Raw genomic sequence first — 18,468 nt, 5'->3', positions numbered from 1 at the left:
TTATGAATTACAAAAATCGATTTTCACTTTGCATTTTAGTTGTTTTTAGTACGCTATTGGTACTTCCTGTTAGCGCTCAAAAACGTAAAGCGAAAAAGAAGGACCAGCCCAATATACTCGTAATCTATACGGATGACCATCGCTTTTCAGGTGTACATTCTTTGGGTAACATGCAAGTAAAAACACCAAATATGGATGCCTTGATTGCCGATGGAGTTTCATTTTCCAACGGTTATCTAATGGGTGCTTTTTCCGGTGCTACCTGCGTTCCCAGTAGAGCTATGTTGTTAACCGGTAGAAATGTATTTGAATTACAGGGACAGGGTCAAACGATTCCTCCTGAACATAAAACTATTGGCGAAGCCTTGCAAGGAAACGGGTACAACGCCCACATTGTTGGGAAATGGCATCAAGATAATGCTGCCTTAGCCCGCTCTTTTGATTCAGGAGATCGTATAATGTCCAGAGGTATTTACTTGGTCGATCACTTTCGTATGCCTTCTTGGGACTGGAAAAAAGACGGTGATTACAAAAAAGAAGAAGGATACCTACTAGTGTATGATACCGATGGAAAAGTGGTCCGTAGACCGGTAACCAAAGAGGATAAAAGAGGTCCTACTGGCACAGAAAAAAACGGTCCACATACCTCTGAAATCTATGCAGAAAGTGCTTCCGAGTTTATTATGAATTATAAAAAGAAGGATCCCTTCTTCATGTATTTGGCATTTCACGCGCCTCATGATCCAAGACAGGCACCACAGAAATACAAAGACATGTACCCAATTGAGGATATCATCCTCCCCCCTTCCTATCTTGCACAACACCCTTTTGATAATGGGCATATGTTTTTAAGAGACGAAGAATTGGCCGTGTGGCCCAGAACACCCGATGTAGCGAAAGAACAACTTTCCGATTACTATGCGATTATTACGCATCTAGATGACCAAATAGGTAAAGTCATTGCGTCATTGAAAGAAAGCGGTGCCTATGAAAATACGTTAATTGTTTTTGCTGGTGATAGTGGTCTGGCTGTTGGAAACCACGGCTTAATGGGAAAACAGAATATTTATGATGAAGACGGAGTCCATATTCCCTTCGTTTTTTCTGGAAATCTTATCAAAGACAAAGGTAGTAAGCGGGATGCACTGGCCTACAATTTTGACATTTTCCCAACCATTTTAGATTTTATTGGGGTTGACGCACCAAGTTCGGTAACGGGAACAAGCTTGCTTCCCGTCATCAACAAAGAAAAAACTGGTGTTCGCGATTACACCTATCACGCGTACAAACAATTTCAAAGAGCCTACAGAAAAGGTGATTATAAATTAATTGAATATGTACGTGCCAAGGATTATACTAAAAAGGATGGTGAAACCACAAGAGGCTCACGGGTTACCCAACTGTTCAATATTAAAAATGACCCTTGGGAGGTATATGACCTTTCCTTTTTTCCAAAATATGCAGAACAGGTGAAAACCATGCAAAAGGAAATGAAAGAGAAAGCCAAGGAATTGGGTGATACTAAAAAAAATATTGAAGGTGAAAAATACGGATTTTGGGAATTTTATTGAATCCAGACTACTTTAAAACGAATTCAAACTAGAACATGAAAATTTCAAATCATAAAGTCTTATGGGTTTTACTAGGAAGCCTGATGACAACCTCATTAGGAATAGCCCAAGAAAAACCTAATATCATTCTTTTATATGCCGATGATATTAGTGCCCGTGAACTGCCCATTTACGGCTCTTCGGTTTGGAGCCCTCCAAAAGGAGGTGATACCTCAGATATGCAATACCGTGCAGAAACACCTATATTGAACGAACTTGCTGAAGAAGGTTGTTATATTAAAACCGCCTGGGCAGCTACGGTTTGCGGACCAAGTAGGGCTATGATGATGACCGGCAGGTATGCGCATTTACACAAATGGTGGCATAATAAAGACAAAGGTAAAGCTCCCAATGGCAAAGGCGTTTGGAACTTATATGACAGTTCACCTCATTCCATCGCCAATGTGGCCAAAGCAGGTGGCTATGCTACATTTTGGGCAGGAAAAACACAAATGGAGATTGAAGGATTCCAGTTTGATGAAGGATGTTTTACTCCTGGTGAAGGCTCTTACAATACAGCTATCCACACCACAGATTTTAGACTTGAAACCCGAAAAGTAGATGGACAAAAGAAAATCTTTAATGCAGATACGAATAAGGAAATTCATAAAAAAAGTTACGTGCAATCTGGTTGGTACTGGAAACCACATGTACAGCTCATGAACTACCCTGGAACCAACAAAAAATTGGTTTGGTGGCCAAATACAAAGGAAGCCGAGAAAGATTTTGGGCTAAACACTTTTGGTCCTGATGTAGAATTGGATTACATCTTTGAGTTTATGGAAAGGAAACAAAAAGAAAAAGAACCTTTCTTTGTATACCATACCAGTCATTTGGGCCATGATGCTTGGGACTTTCTCAACCCAGACTCCGGAAACAAATGGCCAGGCACTCCAAAAATTAGTTGGGACGGTAATAAATATACTCGTGTTACACCTAATGTTACGGGAGATAATGGCGTATATGACACACACGAAACTGTAACAGAAAGTGGTATTCATAACCACGTTAATTATCTAGATTATCAGGTTTGGCAGTACATGAACAAACTTAAAGAGCTAGGTATTGAGAACAACACTATTTTCATTTTCTGTGCGGACAATGGTACTAGTGGTTACGGAAAATCAAGTCCCGTTTCTCAGAAAGGAACCCATGTTCCACTTATAATCTATGCTCCCGGTATGAACCTAACCAAAAAAGGAATGCAAGATGTGCTCGCAAATATGTCGGATATGCTTCCTACCATTGCTGATGTTGCCCATGTAGAAATACCTGATAGCTATGAAATCAATGGTAAAAGTTTAATCCCTTTTTTGACTACGTATCAAACAACACATCGGGAGTGGGTTTACGGCTATCATAAAGAAACCCAAATTGTTGGAGGAAACCTCGTCCTTAAAGATGGAAACAATGTTTGGTATGATGTGAGCGAAACTCCTGATGACCTTATTAGCTTTCCTAAAATAAAGGATTGGAGCCAAGTTTCTGTAGCACATAGAAAAGAACGCGATAAGCTATTAAAAACTATTCCTACTTTTAATCTTCATGAAACCCAACATGATGCTCCTACAAATGGTATAGGAAAAATTAACCCACTTAAAAAAATAAAATAAGCGGTTGAGACTAAACTATTGAAAGATGAAAACCATTTTAAAATCATTTATTTTAAGCTTTGCTATATGTTTAACAATTAGTGTACAGGCACAGAAAAAGATATTAAAATCTACCTCAAAAACTCCGTCTCCGAAAGACAAAATATGCTTTGCCTTATATACCGTTCATGAGAATACCTTAAAACTTACCGCTCAGTTCTATCCTATAAAAGATTATGAACCATTTTCCGCAGAGCTACAGATTAAAGAGAATAATGAATGGAAGACCGTTCAAGAGTCACGGATTAACTATCCTGGCTACACAGCTCTTTTCCGGATAGATGACTGGGACGACACCCTAAACAAAGAATACCGGGTGGCATATAATAAAAAGTCGTTTTACACAGGCACCATTCAACAAAATCCCGTAAATAAGGAAGAAGTAATTATGGCCGCCTTTTCCTGTTGGTCCATTTACAAAAGGCATGGCGGTCAAGGCCCAGCAGACGACATCATAAATAATTTAAACAAATTAAAACCGGATGTGCTTTTCTTTGCGGGAGACCAAGTGTATGACCATAGTCAGCATTACAGCTATTGGTTAAAATTCGGGGAGGTTTTTGGAGATATCATCAGGAATACGCCAACTATTACCATTCCCGATGACCACGATATAGGTCAAGGTAATTTTTGGGGCGATGGCGGAATAAAATCCGAAAACAGAGACGGTACAAAGGGCGGGTATTACATGCCTGTTTCGTATATACAGGAAGTAGAGCGAGCTCAGACCAGCCACCTACCGGACCCCTATGACCCTACTCCTATTGAACAGGGCATAGGTGTCTATTATACCGATTTAAAATGGGGCGGAATCAGTTTTGCAATCATAGAAGACAGAAAATTTAAATCGGGGCCGGACCGCGTATTGAAGAAAAGAGGTTTTACAGATACACGCGAAATGAACGTGCCCGAGGCCACTTTACTTGGTGAACGCCAACTGGACTTTCTAGAAGATTGGACCACAGATTGGGAAAATGCGGAAATGAAAGCGGTACTCTCCCAAACCATTTTTGCCAGTGTTTCCACCCATTCCCCTACCCTCCAAAAAAGACAACGCTATAGTGTAGATTCCAACGGCTGGCCGCAATCGGGAAGAAACAAAGCACTCGGTATCATTAGAAAAAGTTTTTCCTGTATGATTGCGGGAGACCAACATCTAGGTTCCGTAGTTCATCATGGAATTGAAGATTGGAACAATGCCGGCTATTCATTTGCAGTACCTGCTTCATCTAACTTTTGGTTACGTTATTGGAAACCTGAAAAACCCGGAAAAAACAGAAAACCCGGTTCAGCGGATTATACAGGTGAATATTTGGACGGATTTAAAAATAAAATTACAGTTCATGCCATTGCCAACCCTACCCATGAAGACAATACTCCCACAGAAAATCTATTGAACGGAAGAGCTTCAGGCTATGGCATTATTCGTTTTAACAAACCTAAAAGGGAAATCACTTACGAATGCTGGCCAAGAAATACGGATATGTTCGCAGACGAAGCAAAACCGTATAGCGATTGGCCGATCACTTTTAAACAAACGGATAATTTTAAGATTAAAAATGGTTATGAATTACCCGGTTTAAAGATTTCAAAACCCAATCAAGTAGTCACCGTAAAGGACTTTTATACAGGTGAAGTAATAACCTCTCTCCGAATAAAAGGTGCTGAATATAAACCTAAGGTACTCCAACAAGGTGCTTACACCATTGAAGTTGGGGAAGGAGAAAAACTTCAGCGCTTTTATGAAGTTGAAGCGCAAAAGAAAAATAACAAGAAAATAAGCGTGAGCATCTAACTTTTGCTCTCCAAAAAATAATAACCTAAACGAAATAAGATGATTTTTAAACACGCCATTATATTTTTTGCATTTGTAAGCGGTAGCCTATTTGCTCAAGAAATACCTAATACCAATGAAGAAACTCACCAAGGACCCCCAAAACCGCCTATGGGTAAGCGTTGGGTTTTGAACCCTGATTTTTCAGATGAATTTAACGGTACAGAACTGGACACTACCAAATGGTACGACCACCACCCCACTTGGATTGGACGTCCACCGGGACTTTTTATGGCATCACAGGTTTCCGTGGGTGATGGTTTTCTGAAAATGACAAGTAAAAAACTTGAGAAGGATACCATAGTTCATGCCTACGGTAGAGATATAACTTTTAACGTTGGAGGGGCCGCCGTGGTTTCGAAAAAATCGACTCAATTTGGTTATTACGAATGTCGGGTTAAAGCTGCCGCTACAACCATGTCCACAACATTTTGGTTCTCGAGCAGCAACAATTTTAAAGGACCGAACGATTGTGACAAATACGGTTTAGAGTGGGATATTCATGAATCTATTGGGCGTGAAGGGAATTTTAATGGAAGTTACTTTGCCAGTGGAATGCACTCCAATTCTCATTTCTGGTATACGGACTGCGATGGCGAAAAACATGATTACCGAGCCCCACAAGTAAAATTTGAAGACAGTAAACTTACCTCCGAAGATTTTAATATATATGGAGGTTGGTGGCAAAACGAAAATACGGCCAGCTACTACTATAACAACCGGGCACCCAAACACCAAAAGTTTTATGACAAAGTAAAAGATAAGCCTTTTGACCAACCTATGTTCATGCGATTGGTGAGTGAAACCTATCCTTTTCCGTGGATAGAAATTCCTACTACCGAAGAATTAAACGACCCAAGCAGAAATACAGTGTACTACGATTGGGTCAGAGCCTATAAGTTAGTAGATGCCAATGATAAAAATCCCGAAGAAAATACCACACCAAAACTTTACACCGAAAATGTTGTATTCCAAAGTGCGGTGATTTCACAGAAAAAATCCAATGCAATCCAAGTCCCTCTCGCTTATAAAGCAAATCAAGACCGAGAAATACACTTAAAATTATTTGATAATGAAGGTGAAAAAATAGCCGATTCAAAGTTTATCGCTTACGCGGGATACGCCAACATCACATCTGTTATTAAAACCGAAATTGATTTATCCGTGAATACACCATACAAAGTATCAGCTGTAATTCGCCCTACAAATGGTGACAACAAAAGTACCTTAGATGAGAGTACGCTGTACATCAATTTTACCGAATAACAAGTTTTAAATTTTTTTTAACCAGAAACAAAAGTATGAGCCCAAAAAGCATCGTTCATAATATAGTTCCTTTAGTCTTTTTTCTAATGGTAATGGCTGCAAGCGGGCAAACAGCACAAGAAAACAAAGCTTTTTTCAAACGCCTAAAGACTGAAAAAGTAGCTTCTGATTCTACCGTAGTTTGGCAACAATTTGGCCCTGGAATGAGCGGAAACAATAAATGCGCTTTTTGGCATCCTACAGACCCCAATGCCCTTTATATAAGCCCCAATATGGGAAATTCGTACGTCTCTTTTAACAAAGGCAAAACGTATAATACCATGTTAGACGAAGATGCTTCGGGGTATAAGCAAGGGGAACGTGGGCCCATGCAACTTTTTAGTATTGATTTTTCTCGTCAAAATCCAGATTTCGGATTTTCTAGTGACGACAAAAACAAAGGTATATTTATCACTCATGACCGTGGGGAATCTTGGCAAAATCTAAACCACCCTATTTTTAACGGCAAATACGTCTCTTGTGTTACCGTAGACCCCAAAGACGATAATATTTGGTATGCCGGCGGGGGCGAAATGAGGCATTTAGGCAGAATGTTGTTTCCCAATAGCAAACCCCACGGCTCTAAAGAACATGAACCTAGTTTAAACAAACTTTGGAAAAGTACGGACAAGGGTGAAAACTGGGTACTACTAAACAAAGGACTGCATCCAAAAACCCAATTTGAAACATTAATTGTAGACCCAAAAGATTCTAATACCATCTACGCCAGTACAAATTATGGTTTTTACAAAAGCACGAATGGAGGGAAAAATTGGTCCCAAAAAACAAAAGGATTTGATTACGATGTAATGCGCGCTATGACGCATCATTACAACAAAAAAACAGATGTTCTTACGCTCTACGTTATCAGCAATCCTATGTGGAAAGCAGTGGGCAATACACTGACAGATGATAAAGGTGGTATTTTCAAAAGTACGGATCGTGGCGAAAGTTGGGAGAAATTAAAAGGCAATTTGCCTTTAGACATGAGACAGTTTCAGAAAAACGCTGATATCAAAAAGAGCTACATACACTGTGCTTCCTATGTTTTTGATATGAAAGACAATGATTTCAGGAAAAAGTTCCATGAAATGCCTTCTGCTATTACCATTCGCTTCAATACTATTGCGGTAGACCCTAATGATCCAGATAATATTTACCTCAACAATGAATACTCTAACGCGTCGCGGAACAATTTTAAACCCGGTCAAATATGGCGTAGTAAAGACGGTGGCAAAAATTGGCATATCGCCTTGCGAAATGGAAAAGCATGGAAAACGGGTTCCAAAGATTATAAGTATTGGGAAGAAAGAGGCAATCCTATGGAAACCAACATATCACTTCGCTATTTAAAAGATTGGGTAGATAGAGATTTCTACGAACGAAAAGGCTCCAATTTTGTAAGGTGGAATGCAGATGGTAGCGCACTTCATACCCAAATGGCAAAAATATCGCTTATGAGTTATGATAAAGGCGAAACTTGGGTAGATATTGATGATGAGTATACCACTCCCGGTACAGAAAGTTATGTAGGTGCCGGAAATAGCAATCTACCGGGTCATGGTTTTTACCAACACCCTAACATAAAGAACAAGGTATTCTGTATGTCCGGAGAAAACAGTTTGTGGATAACTAACGAAGAAGGGTCTCAGGTTCGTCCCGGAGCTCAAGGTGCAGAATCCCATAATTTTCTAGACCATGAAACATCACTCAGTTGGTATGCCATACATCCAAAAGATACCTTGGTTCATTATGCTCTGTTCTTTAGACAGGCTGCAAAAGGTAAATTATTAAAATCCGTTGATAATGGAAAAACATGGAAAGAACACGGTATTGCCATTCCTAAATGGGAGATAAAGGCGCATAGTGGAGACCAGAGCGTACATCAAAATCATCTTATCATAGACCCTAAAAATCCGGATAATATGTATTTTGTGGTTCCTAAAAATTCTATTGATATGGAATGGGTGGGCAATTCCGTAACCGGATTTGGGGTTCATAAAAGCCATGATGGCGGCAAAACCTGGCAAGAAGCCAATACAGGTCTGCCCGATTCACGAGATGCCACCAAAATAGCTTTCGACCCTCAAGACCCCAACACCCTTTACACCACCATACAGAATAAAAACGGAGGTCTTTTTAAATCCGTTAATAATGGTACTTCCTGGGTAAAGGTTACATCTTCCGAGAACATATCTGGCAATCAAGGTATAAATGACATTCATTTTTCCAGAGACGGAAAAGCCTATATTACCGCCGGAACCAAAAGAGGAAAAACAAATGACGGAGGGGTTTGGGTGAGCGATGATAACCTACGTACCTGGAAACGTATTTTTGATTACCCTTGGACTAACCGTATTGAAACGGCGTATTACAACCCCAATACAATTCTTGTATCCACTTTGAGTAACGTCTCCATAGACTCAAAAAATGCCGGCACTTATCTTTCACAAGACGGTGGCACAACTTGGACTAAAATCAATAAAGGAAACGGGCAGAGTGACCGTATTAATGATATTGCCATAGACAACTATAATCCCGGTAAATTTTATACCTCTACCCGAGGTAGCGGTTGGTATGTTACACAACACCCAAAACCCAACAAACCCATTAAACTATAAATACGGAGTAACAACCAGCACAATATTACAGGGGCATATTGAACACCCCTTTGAACGAAAGAACAACCTTATGAAACGAATTATTTTTACACTATTGACCCTGAGCAGCTTTCTTACTTCCTACAGTCAGGAGAAAGCTTTCCCTTTTGAACTCCCTGAAGAAAAACCGGATAGACCCTTAAGTGCCGCATTAAACCGTAATTATGATAATTATTTAGGCCCTCGTCAGGAAAGCAATGAGTTGTACACCCAGTTTAAATATACAGAGCTTAAAGGCTTTGATTACAACGGTAATGACGGTACTATTTCTCGCCGTGACCCTTCCAAAGTAATTTTTGAAAATGGCCAATATTATATATGGTACACCCACCGTGAAACCCCTGTAGCTCCAGTAGGCATTCCAAGGGTTGAAGAATCTAATGACACTATTCCCTCTGCAGATTGGGATTTAGCCGATATTTTCTACGCGACATCAAAAGACGGATTTACTTGGGAAGAGCAAGGTGTTGCGGTTCCTAGGCCTCCAAAACCACAAGTAGGTTGGCGTTCGGTTACAACTACCGATATTTTGAAGTGGAAAGGGAAATACTATTTGTACTACCAAGCCTTTTCCGAAGCACCCGGAAAAAGTGGCGGAGACAATTGTCCGGTCGCAGTTTCTTATGCCGATTCTCCAAACGGTCCCTGGACACCTTTTAAGAAAAAAGTAATACCTAACGGCGCACCTGGTTCTTGGGACCAGTTTTCAATTCATGACCCCTACCCTATAGTGCACAACGGTAAGATATACCTATACTACAAATCAGATTTTGGTAAAGTTAACGGTAAGAACAATGTACGTATGCACGGTCTTGCCATTGCAGATGATCCGTTAGGTCCGTTTACAAAACATCCTTTGAACCCTATAATGAATTCAGGTCATGAGACTACTTTATTTCCTTTCAAAAAAGGGGTTGCTGCTTTTGCCATTAGAGATGGTAATGAGGCCAATACCATACAATATGCCGAAGATTGGGTGAATTTTGAAATCGCTTCTATGGTAGAAATGATGCCAGATGCCGGAGGACCTTTCGTTGCCGATGCTTTTACAGATACCAAAGACGGCCGTGGTATTACTTGGGGAATTTCACATTTTGCCAACCCTACTCGCGACTGGAAAAAAAACCATGTAGTCTTAATACGTTTTGATTGTGACCTTAGCCTAGATGTTAATGACCAGCAAATGAAACGCCACCATAACACTCCTAAGTTCGAGTATTTATTAGAGCATGGTCTGAATGCCAAACAGCGTGAGCGTGCAATGAACGAAACTAAAAAACTAAACGGTAACTAAAAACTGTAAATGCAATGACCAACTACCAAAAATTAGTATGCTTTACCGGACTTTTATTTGCTTTTGCTGCAAATCTTCAAGCTCAAAACACTTTTGGGGAAGATTTGAGTTTTCTAAAAGAACACCAAGAAGTAATCACCTTAACAGAAAATCATGGAAAAAGCCAGCTTTTAGTATCCCCCTCTTTACAAGGAAGAGTAATGACCAGTACCTCTAATGGTCTAAAAGGCAATAGTTACGGGTGGATGCATTATGATTTATTGGCCTCTGGAAAGTTTGAAGAACATATTAACCCGTTTGGTGGGGAAGAACGCTTTTGGATTGGCCCGGAAGGTGGTCAGTACTCCATATTCTTTAAAAAAGGAACCGAATTTTCTTTTGAAAATTGGTTCACACCCAAAGAACTAGATACGGAGTCTTTTGATGTTATAGCAAAAAACGAAAGCACTGTCACTTTTCAAAAAAAAATGAATTTGGTAAACTACCAAGATTTCAAATTTGATATTGAGGTAAATAGAAAGGTCTCTGTTTTCAGCCAAAAAGAAATAGAAAAAGACCTGAATATCGACTTAAAACAAATTGACTTTGTAGGCTATCAATCGACAAATGAAATCGTAAATACGGGAACACAAGCATGGTCTAAAGAAACCGGACTATTATCTATTTGGATTTTGGGAATGTTTATCCCTTCCGAAAACACTACCGTTATACTGCCTTACAAAAACAAATTGGCTCTGAACAGTTCGTACTTTGGTACAGTACCCCCAGAGCGTTTGAACATAACGGACAAACATGTACTTTACAAAGGTAATGGTGCTTATAGGTTTAAGCTAGGCCTTCCGCCACAGAACATCATTCCTTACATTGGTAGTTATGATTCCAAAAAGAATATCCTAACGATTGTAAAGTATAGTTTTAAAGGAGATACCACTTATGTAAATTCCGTTTGGGCCGAACAAGAGCATCCCTATGAAGGTGATGTTGTAAATTCTTATAATGATGGCCCATTAGAAAACGGTAATCAACTCGGTCCATTTTATGAACTAGAGTCATCTTCAAGTACCCGAGAATTAAAACCGCAAGAAGCTATTCAACACTTGCACAAAACCTATCATTTTGAAGGGGATAAAGCTGACTTAAACCGTATTTCCAAACACGTATTGAACATAGACTTAAACGAACTTTAGTACCAAAGGATTTACCGATACTTACAAACTCACCAGCAACACTATACCAAATGAAAACAAGAACCTTTCAATTTTTAACTGTATTCTTTTTACTCCTTCAAACCGGACTTATAGCTCAAGAGAGTGTATTAGTACCACAACAAGCCAATGAATATATACGAATCTATAAACCTGATGGCGATTATTTTTTCGCCCCTGACACGCCTAACCTAAAAGAAGGTAAATGGTATGATGAATGGGTACCGAACGACCATACTTTTGTAAAGGGCGATGATGGCAAGTGGCATATCTTTGGGATAACCCACCCATTGGTAGAAACAAAACCGCTCAATAAAGGCATACACGAGGGCGAGCATGGTTCTTTTCATGCCGTATCAGAAGCAACAGATTTTAAAGAAACTGTAAAGGAGCACCACTATAACGATCTCCCCAAAATATTAACTCCAAAAGACCGTCCGGGAGAAATAGCCGCGAACCACGCACCTTATATTGTTAGAAAAGACGGACTCTTTCAGATGGTTTACGGCCATAGCCCAATGCGCTTGGCTGTTTCCGATAATCTATATGATTGGGAACCAAAAGGAGAACTCTTCTCTGACCCAGATGGTGCCCGTGACCCTAATTTACTACTATACAAAGGCACATATTATCTGACGTATTGTTCTATAAAAAGTGTTCGAATGGTAACCTCTAAAGATTTGGTTAACTGGAGCGAACCTAAAATCATTCTTAAGACTAACAAGTTTGATCCTGAATCGCCCACCCTACTATTCCACAACAATACCTTTTACCTTTTTGTTTGCGCATGGGAAGGTGGCTGGGATGGCAAAGATATACAAGGTGCTTATACCCATAGAGCCTATGTCTACAACTCCAATGACCTGAATGATTTTGGCGCGGACCAAGAAAAAGAAATTGCGGTTTTAAATGCTCATGCCCCAGAGATTTTTCAAGGCGAAGATGACCAATGGTATATCTCTAGTGTAGAGTGGCCGTACAGAGGGGTTAGTATAGATAAATTGGAATGGATTAAAAAATAACAACATCATAAATAGGCACAACTTAGAACACTGAGCTATGAAAAAAATAATACTATTTCTCCTAACTATTTTCTTGGGGCATAATCTACAGGCCCAAGGAAAATCAGACTTTTTTCAAGAAATTAAAACGAAGAAAATTAAATCCGACCCTTCCATTGAATGGAAAAACTTTGGTCCGGGAATGTCTGGTTATTGCGAAGAATTCTGGAATCACCCTACTGACGAAACTGTAATGTTCATGAGTCCAGATATGCATGTGAGCTATGGCTCCTGGGACAACGGAAAATCATGGCAATCTCTAAAAGACCCTGATGGATTGGGCCACGATATGAAACGAGTTTTGGATATTGAATTCTCTCTTCAAAACCCCGATTACGGTATGGCAATCGATTGGAACGGTTGGGTTTTTGAAACTGTTGACCGAGGCCGAAGCTGGAAAAAAACGATAGAACTAGGCGGAAGCCATAAAGACGTAAACATTGACCCTAACGACCCTAAATCATTTGAAAAAGGTTGGTATTATGAACAACAAGGTACACGTTTAAGTGAACTTTCCGTAGACCCAACCAAAGACAGTATCTGGTATGCAGGTGCAGGCGATTTTTGGAACGTAAAGAGCAACCATAGATCCGCGGCGAATCCCAACGGCATCTTTTTTAAATATGCAGCTTACGGTTCTATCTATAAATCTATGGACAAGGGAAAGACTTGGAATAAAATCACCAAAGGCCTTCCCGAAAAAACAGATGTAGGTAAAATCATTGTAAATCCCAATAACAACTTGGATATTGTAATGGTAACCAATTATGGATTGATGCTTAGTTACGATGGCGGACTTTCATGGACAAAAGGAGGTAATGATCTCCCTAATAACCTTCCCCGTGACCTGACCTCATACTACAATCAAAAAACCAATGAGTTTGTCCTGTATTTGGTAGACCAAACGGTTTATGAAGAAAAAGAGAATACGGTAACATCCAAAGGGGGCGTATTTAAAAGTACCGATGGCGGTAAAAGCTGGAGTAACATTACCGGTAATCTCTATTTTGACATGACCGCCCTCCACTCCAATGCCGAAGTTGACCGTTTCCATAAAACCATGGGATACTGGTTCGGCATATCAAAATCAGAGTCAAAGAAAAAATTCACCGCCTTGCCCACAAAAACGCTTCCGGTTTTCAATAGATTGGTAATTAACCCTTTGAACAAGGACGAAATCTATGTAACCTACAACCGTAAACACGATTTCACTTTTGGTCCAGGTGATGTATGGCGAAGCTTAAATGGTGGAAAAACATGGATTACATGTGCCAGATATGGCCCTTATTGGATAGGTAATAATGATTTAGAATATTGGAAAAAAAGGAACAATCCTACAGGAACCAATATCGAATTTGCCCACCTACAGACCTATATGGATGGTACTTCAGGTTCTTCCGGCAACCGGATGATGTCTATTGATTCCAAAGGAAATGTTTACATCGGTATAGATCAGCAAACCCTAAAAACAACTGATAAAGGCAAGACATGGAAGCAAGTAGATGATTTTGAAACTTCTAAAGGCAGTAACAAATGGATTGGTAGAGGTGATAGTAATCTTCCTGGTAGGTTTATGCTTTTAGAAACGGGTATTAAAGATAGACGCATACTCTGTAGTGGCGAACATGGATTATGGCAAACTACGGATTTAGACGAGTGGCCAGACAAGCAAGCTGTTGCTGTGGAACAAATAGAAGGTCAAGTTCATGATCATAGCGGCAATCACGGCGCCCATTCAATCTCTACTGTAGCAGTTCACCCAAATGACCCCAACACTATTTTTATATTATCATGGAGACAAGAACACCGTGGTAAATTGCGCAAAACTACCGATGGCGGAAAAACTTGGGCGAATATCGCCACCATTTTTGAAACGGACAATAACTCATGGCAAGGTCTGGCACCTCAGAACTCCCTTCTAATCGACCCTAAAAATCCTAATAACATGTATTTCTGTTCAACCTCAAGAAAAATTTCGGAAATAGGTGGAGGGAAACCGGAAAAACTTACCAAAGGGGGTTATGGTTTCTATCACTCTTTTGATAGCGGCCTCTCTTGGAAATTGAGCAATACCGGTTTTCATAAAAATGCGAGTGTGCGTCGTATCGCGATGCATCCCGATCAGCCCGAAACCCTTTATTCCGCATCGAACGACAAAAATGGCGGGCTCTATATATCCAAGGATAAGGGTAGTAATTGGAAAAAAGTCAATATCCCTTCTGTTATAAAATCGGTTAACAATGTATTTATTGACCGCAACACCAAGGATATACTAATTTCTACTGGGCAACGTGGTGGTACTTATGAAGAAGGCGGAGTTTGGCGCAGTACAGACAAGGGTACAACTTGGCAACAAATTTTTAAAGCTCCTTTTGTCTGGCAAGCAGAAACTTCTCCCGTTGATTCAGAAGTAATCGTAATCAGTGCTGCAGGTCAACAAGTGAGCATGTCCAGCGACTTCATGAATCCAGGTATTTACTTGAGTCAAAATGGAGGAGACAGCTGGAAAAAAATCAATAAAGGTTTAGGCCAACCAGATAAGATAGTAGACATTAAACCAGACCCCTACAACAAAGATGTACTCTGGTGCGCCGCTTGGGGCAGTGGTTGGTTTGTAGCCTACCTAAACGGAGCAACAGAGGGTTGGGCAGAATAATTGTTAAAACGAGAACATAATGAAAACACACTTAAAAACGCTTTATACATTCTGCTTTGCTGTTTTGCTTCCATTTATAAGTAGTTCACAGTCCAAAACATTTGAAAATCCAAAAGCTGGGACAGTCATAGAATGTCAGCAATGGGAAGTTATTGATTTAATCTTTTCCATAAATAAAAAAGTAAAGGCTCCTTTTGAAATTGCTGCCACTGCTGAAGTTACCGACGGTACAGAAGCGCAACAAATTCCTCTTTTCTATAATGGAAATGATACTTGGGTCTTACGCTATTCTAGCGCTAATACGGGAGAACAATCGTTTGTTATCTCATCAGAGTTAAAAGCTCTGGATGGAAAAAGGGGAAAGATTACGATCACTAAAAATCAAAAAACAGACCGTCACGGGGGAATTATTCTCAATGAAAACAATCCACAGCATTTATTTTATGAAGACGGTTCGCATTATTTCAATTTAGCTTTTGAATGCGATTGGTTATTCGCTCTTGATTATGGACAAAGTGATATTGAAAAAACAAAACATCTATTATCGCTCTTAAATGAATACCGTTTCAACCAAGTTGTCATGAATGTCTATTCCTATGACGTTTCTTGGCCAAAAGACAAGCGTCTGGCGGAACATCCTGAACATGAATATGGCGGTCGTGAAGATATTTTTCCGTTTTTAGGCTCGAACTCCAAACCGGATTACAGTTCCCTAAACATAGAATTTTTTAAGCATTTTGATAAGGTGATTTCAGAAATGCATGATCAAGAAATCGTCAGTCACCTCATGATTTACGTTTGGAACAAACTAGTGTCTTGGCCAGAAATGGAATCGGAAGCGGATAATAGATATTACGATTATGTAATTAAACGATATCAAGCATTTCCGAATATAGTTTGGGATGTTTCAAAAGAAGCACTTCACAAAACACGGGCCACGGCAGCCTATATTTCCGAACGTATTGAACGCACAAGAAACCTAGATTCCTATGACCGATTGGTTTCCGTTCATGATTACGGATTCTGTAGAAACCATGCGGATGAAGTCGATTTTATTTCAATGCAAAACTGGCAACATACCTTGTATCAAAACATGCTGAATGCCCGAAACGACTTTCCCAACAAGCCTATTTTTAATATTGAACATGGCGGTTATGAAGAATCTCCTTATGTAGTTTTCCCAGGAGCCTACGCCAATGCGGAAGTTTGTTTACGCAGAAATTACATGTGTCTTTTTGCTGGCGGCTACACCACCTATTACTGGCAAGGTGCTTCTTGGAACGCCCTTATTCATAATCCGTTTGAGCAGCCAGAAGATTTTCAAAAACCTCATTTTGAGTACTTTACCCATATGCGTAAACTCTTTGACACGGCTCCTTTCGAGAATTTTGAAGCTACCCCTAGATATAATGCCAGTGGTTATAATCTCACCAATAAAAAAGATGGCATCATTATGATGTACACTCCAAAAGAAAATCATTATACCTCGGCTAAAGTCCAGGTTTCAAGAGAATTCGATTACGAAAATGCAACCCAGCAGTGGTTCAATACCCTTACAGGAGAGTTTACCCCTGAAGTAAAATACGAAATGAAAGAACTTGGTTTTTGGGATTACCGCCCATGGCGTTATGAGGCCGATGCCATTCTTATTGTTCGAAATTTAACACCAAAAAAATGAAAAATCAAACCAAACCCATCTACATGAAACTATATACCAGTATTGCACTGTGCTTAATTACTGCCTTGAGTTTTGCTCAAACCACAGTTACACCGTACGAGGCAGATTGGACATCTTTACAAAAACACAATACTCCAGATTGGGTATACGGAATGAAATTCGGTATTTATTTTCATTGGGGACCTCAAACCGTTCAAGTAGCTTCAAAAAATAAAGAAATGACCGTTCTGGAAGCGATTGAAGAATGGAAAGGCGAAAATTTTGATGCTGAGAAATGGGTGGACTTAATGCAAGCTTCAGGTGCTCAATTTGGTGGACCCGTAGCATGGCACGGAAGCGGAATTGTAAATTGGGATAGTGATATTACTGATTGGAACTCCGTAAACAAAGGTCCAAAAGAAGATATCTATGGCAGCCTTGCCAAAGAACTTCGCAAGCGAAATATGCCCATAATCTCATCTTTTCACACCGGTGATTTTTGGAGCCGTATGTGGGGCCAACTATCCAAAGAAGACTCAACTTACCTCAACCCCTATGAAGACAATTCAAAGTACGCTAATGCCAATGAAGGCCGATTGGCGGAGGTTATTTTCAAAGCTTGGTTTGACCGCATTTCTGAAGCTATAGATACGTACGAACCGGATATGATCTGGTTCGATACCGGCTTTGGGGGAACCGTAAAAGGCGAATTAAAAAAGTACACAGATCGAGGCCGACTTTTACCGGCCGGGGATAACGAATTAATCAGTGTACCGGAAAGCTATCAACAAAAATTAATCAGTGATTATTTCAACAAGGGACTTGAATTAGGCAAAGAAGTAGAAGTCTTTTATAAAACCCATGATATTCCACCAGGAATAGGAATTCGCGATATAGAAGATGGGAACCTGCAGGGAATGCAATATGACCCATGGATGGCAGATATCAATATGCAACGTCACTTTGTATGGCCCAGTCCTTGGTTCTATAATCCTGCCAACAAGGTAAAAGAGGCCGGTACATTGATTGATATGCTCATTGACATGACCAGCAAAAATGGTAGAATGCTTTTAAATGTGCCTCCAAAGGCCGATGGTAGCTTTGCCGATGAAACTAAAAAGGAACTTTATGCCATGGGGCAATGGCTAAAAATTAATGGAGAAGCCATTTATAACACCATGCCATGGATATTTTACGGAGAAGGCCCCACGGAAGTAACCAATCCCGGCCATCACGGACAGGGAAAAAACCATGGGGAATTGATACCAAAATACACTTCGGAAGATATTCGGTTTACCCAAAACGGAAAAAACTTGTACGCCATCTGTATGGAATGGCCAGGGGAACAAATTACCATTAGAACATTAGGCAGTAAGGGAAAGCTCTATCCTGGAGACATTCAAAGTATTTCAATGTTGGGAAGTAAAGATCGTGTCAGATGGGAACAAAAACCCGAAGGTCTCGTTGTTCAATTTCCAAAAGAAAAACCATGCGATTTCGCTTATGTTTTAAAAATCGAGCGCCTTTAAAATTT

The 18,468-nt window shown here is 39.9% G+C and carries 11 protein-coding genes; all 11 read left to right on the top strand.

The features are described from left to right. The first annotated feature begins 2 nt into the window (after nt 1-2). Nucleotides 3-1,571, top strand: a complete 1,569-nt coding sequence (locus KO521_RS02270; protein WP_215938282.1) for a sulfatase-like hydrolase/transferase — start codon at nt 3-5, stop codon at nt 1,569-1,571. Nucleotides 1,572-1,606: 35 nt separating this feature from the next. Continuing rightward, complete coding sequence (locus KO521_RS02265; RefSeq protein ID WP_252729820.1) at nt 1,607-3,223, top strand: sulfatase-like hydrolase/transferase; 1,617 nt, start codon at nt 1,607-1,609, stop codon at nt 3,221-3,223. 25 nt (nt 3,224-3,248) lie between these two features. Beyond that, nucleotides 3,249-5,057 carry an alkaline phosphatase D family protein gene (locus tag KO521_RS02260; protein WP_215938281.1) on the top strand — a complete coding sequence of 603 codons (1,809 nt, stop codon included), beginning with the start codon at nt 3,249-3,251 and terminating at the stop codon, nt 5,055-5,057. A 39-nt stretch (nt 5,058-5,096) separates the two neighbouring features. Next, nucleotides 5,097-6,362 carry a family 16 glycosylhydrolase gene (locus KO521_RS02255; RefSeq protein ID WP_215938280.1) on the top strand — a complete coding sequence of 422 codons (1,266 nt, stop codon included), beginning with the start codon at nt 5,097-5,099 and terminating at the stop codon, nt 6,360-6,362. Nucleotides 6,363-6,397: 35 nt separating this feature from the next. Continuing rightward, nucleotides 6,398-9,022 (top strand): VPS10 domain-containing protein, encoded by a 2,625-nt coding sequence (locus KO521_RS02250; RefSeq protein ID WP_215938279.1) that lies wholly within the window; start codon nt 6,398-6,400, stop codon nt 9,020-9,022. 70 nt (nt 9,023-9,092) lie between these two features. After that, on the top strand, nt 9,093-10,355 hold the full coding sequence (locus KO521_RS02245; protein ID WP_215938278.1) for a glycoside hydrolase family 117 protein: 1,263 nt from the start codon (nt 9,093-9,095) through the stop codon (nt 10,353-10,355). A 14-nt stretch (nt 10,356-10,369) separates the two neighbouring features. Further along, the gene (locus tag KO521_RS02240) at nt 10,370-11,542 is read left to right on the top strand and encodes a DUF6786 family protein (protein WP_215938277.1); all 1,173 of its coding nucleotides are present in this window, start codon (nt 10,370-10,372) and stop codon (nt 11,540-11,542) included. 50 nt (nt 11,543-11,592) lie between these two features. Next, nucleotides 11,593-12,582 (top strand): family 43 glycosylhydrolase, encoded by a 990-nt coding sequence (locus KO521_RS02235; protein WP_215938276.1) that lies wholly within the window; start codon nt 11,593-11,595, stop codon nt 12,580-12,582. Between the two features lie 37 nt (nt 12,583-12,619). Continuing rightward, nucleotides 12,620-15,277: a VPS10 domain-containing protein gene (locus KO521_RS02230; RefSeq protein ID WP_215938275.1), complete on the top strand. Its 2,658-nt coding sequence runs from the start codon at nt 12,620-12,622 to the stop codon at nt 15,275-15,277. Nucleotides 15,278-15,296: 19 nt separating this feature from the next. After that, nucleotides 15,297-16,955: an apiosidase-like domain-containing protein gene (locus KO521_RS02225; RefSeq protein WP_215938274.1), complete on the top strand. Its 1,659-nt coding sequence runs from the start codon at nt 15,297-15,299 to the stop codon at nt 16,953-16,955. 23 nt (nt 16,956-16,978) lie between these two features. After that, a complete protein-coding gene (locus tag KO521_RS02220; protein ID WP_215938273.1) occupies nt 16,979-18,463 on the top strand; it encodes an alpha-L-fucosidase in 1,485 nt (494 codons plus the stop codon). The last annotated feature ends 5 nt before the right edge of the window (nt 18,464-18,468 follow it).

It is taken from the genome of Zobellia uliginosa, assembly GCF_018860745.1.
Lineage (GTDB): Bacteria > Bacteroidota > Bacteroidia > Flavobacteriales > Flavobacteriaceae > Zobellia > Zobellia uliginosa_B.
Note: the sequence above shows the minus strand (reverse complement) of the source record. Positions and strands in the feature narration are given on the sequence as shown.

Bases quoted from the DNA above. Each gene is read 5' to 3' on its own strand.
- KO521_RS02270 (WP_215938282.1), top strand. From the start codon at position 3: ATGAATTACAAAAATCGATTTTCACTTTGCATTTTAGTTGTTTTTAGT.
- KO521_RS02265 (WP_252729820.1), top strand. From the start codon at position 1,607: ATGAAAATTTCAAATCATAAAGTCTTATGGGTTTTACTAGGAAGCCTG.
- KO521_RS02260 (WP_215938281.1), top strand. From the start codon at position 3,249: ATGAAAACCATTTTAAAATCATTTATTTTAAGCTTTGCTATATGTTTA.
- KO521_RS02255 (WP_215938280.1), top strand. From the start codon at position 5,097: ATGATTTTTAAACACGCCATTATATTTTTTGCATTTGTAAGCGGTAGC.
- KO521_RS02250 (WP_215938279.1), top strand. From the start codon at position 6,398: ATGAGCCCAAAAAGCATCGTTCATAATATAGTTCCTTTAGTCTTTTTT.
- KO521_RS02245 (WP_215938278.1), top strand. From the start codon at position 9,093: ATGAAACGAATTATTTTTACACTATTGACCCTGAGCAGCTTTCTTACT.
- KO521_RS02240 (WP_215938277.1), top strand. From the start codon at position 10,370: ATGACCAACTACCAAAAATTAGTATGCTTTACCGGACTTTTATTTGCT.
- KO521_RS02235 (WP_215938276.1), top strand. From the start codon at position 11,593: ATGAAAACAAGAACCTTTCAATTTTTAACTGTATTCTTTTTACTCCTT.
- KO521_RS02230 (WP_215938275.1), top strand. From the start codon at position 12,620: ATGAAAAAAATAATACTATTTCTCCTAACTATTTTCTTGGGGCATAAT.
- KO521_RS02225 (WP_215938274.1), top strand. From the start codon at position 15,297: ATGAAAACACACTTAAAAACGCTTTATACATTCTGCTTTGCTGTTTTG.
- KO521_RS02220 (WP_215938273.1), top strand. From the start codon at position 16,979: ATGAAACTATATACCAGTATTGCACTGTGCTTAATTACTGCCTTGAGT.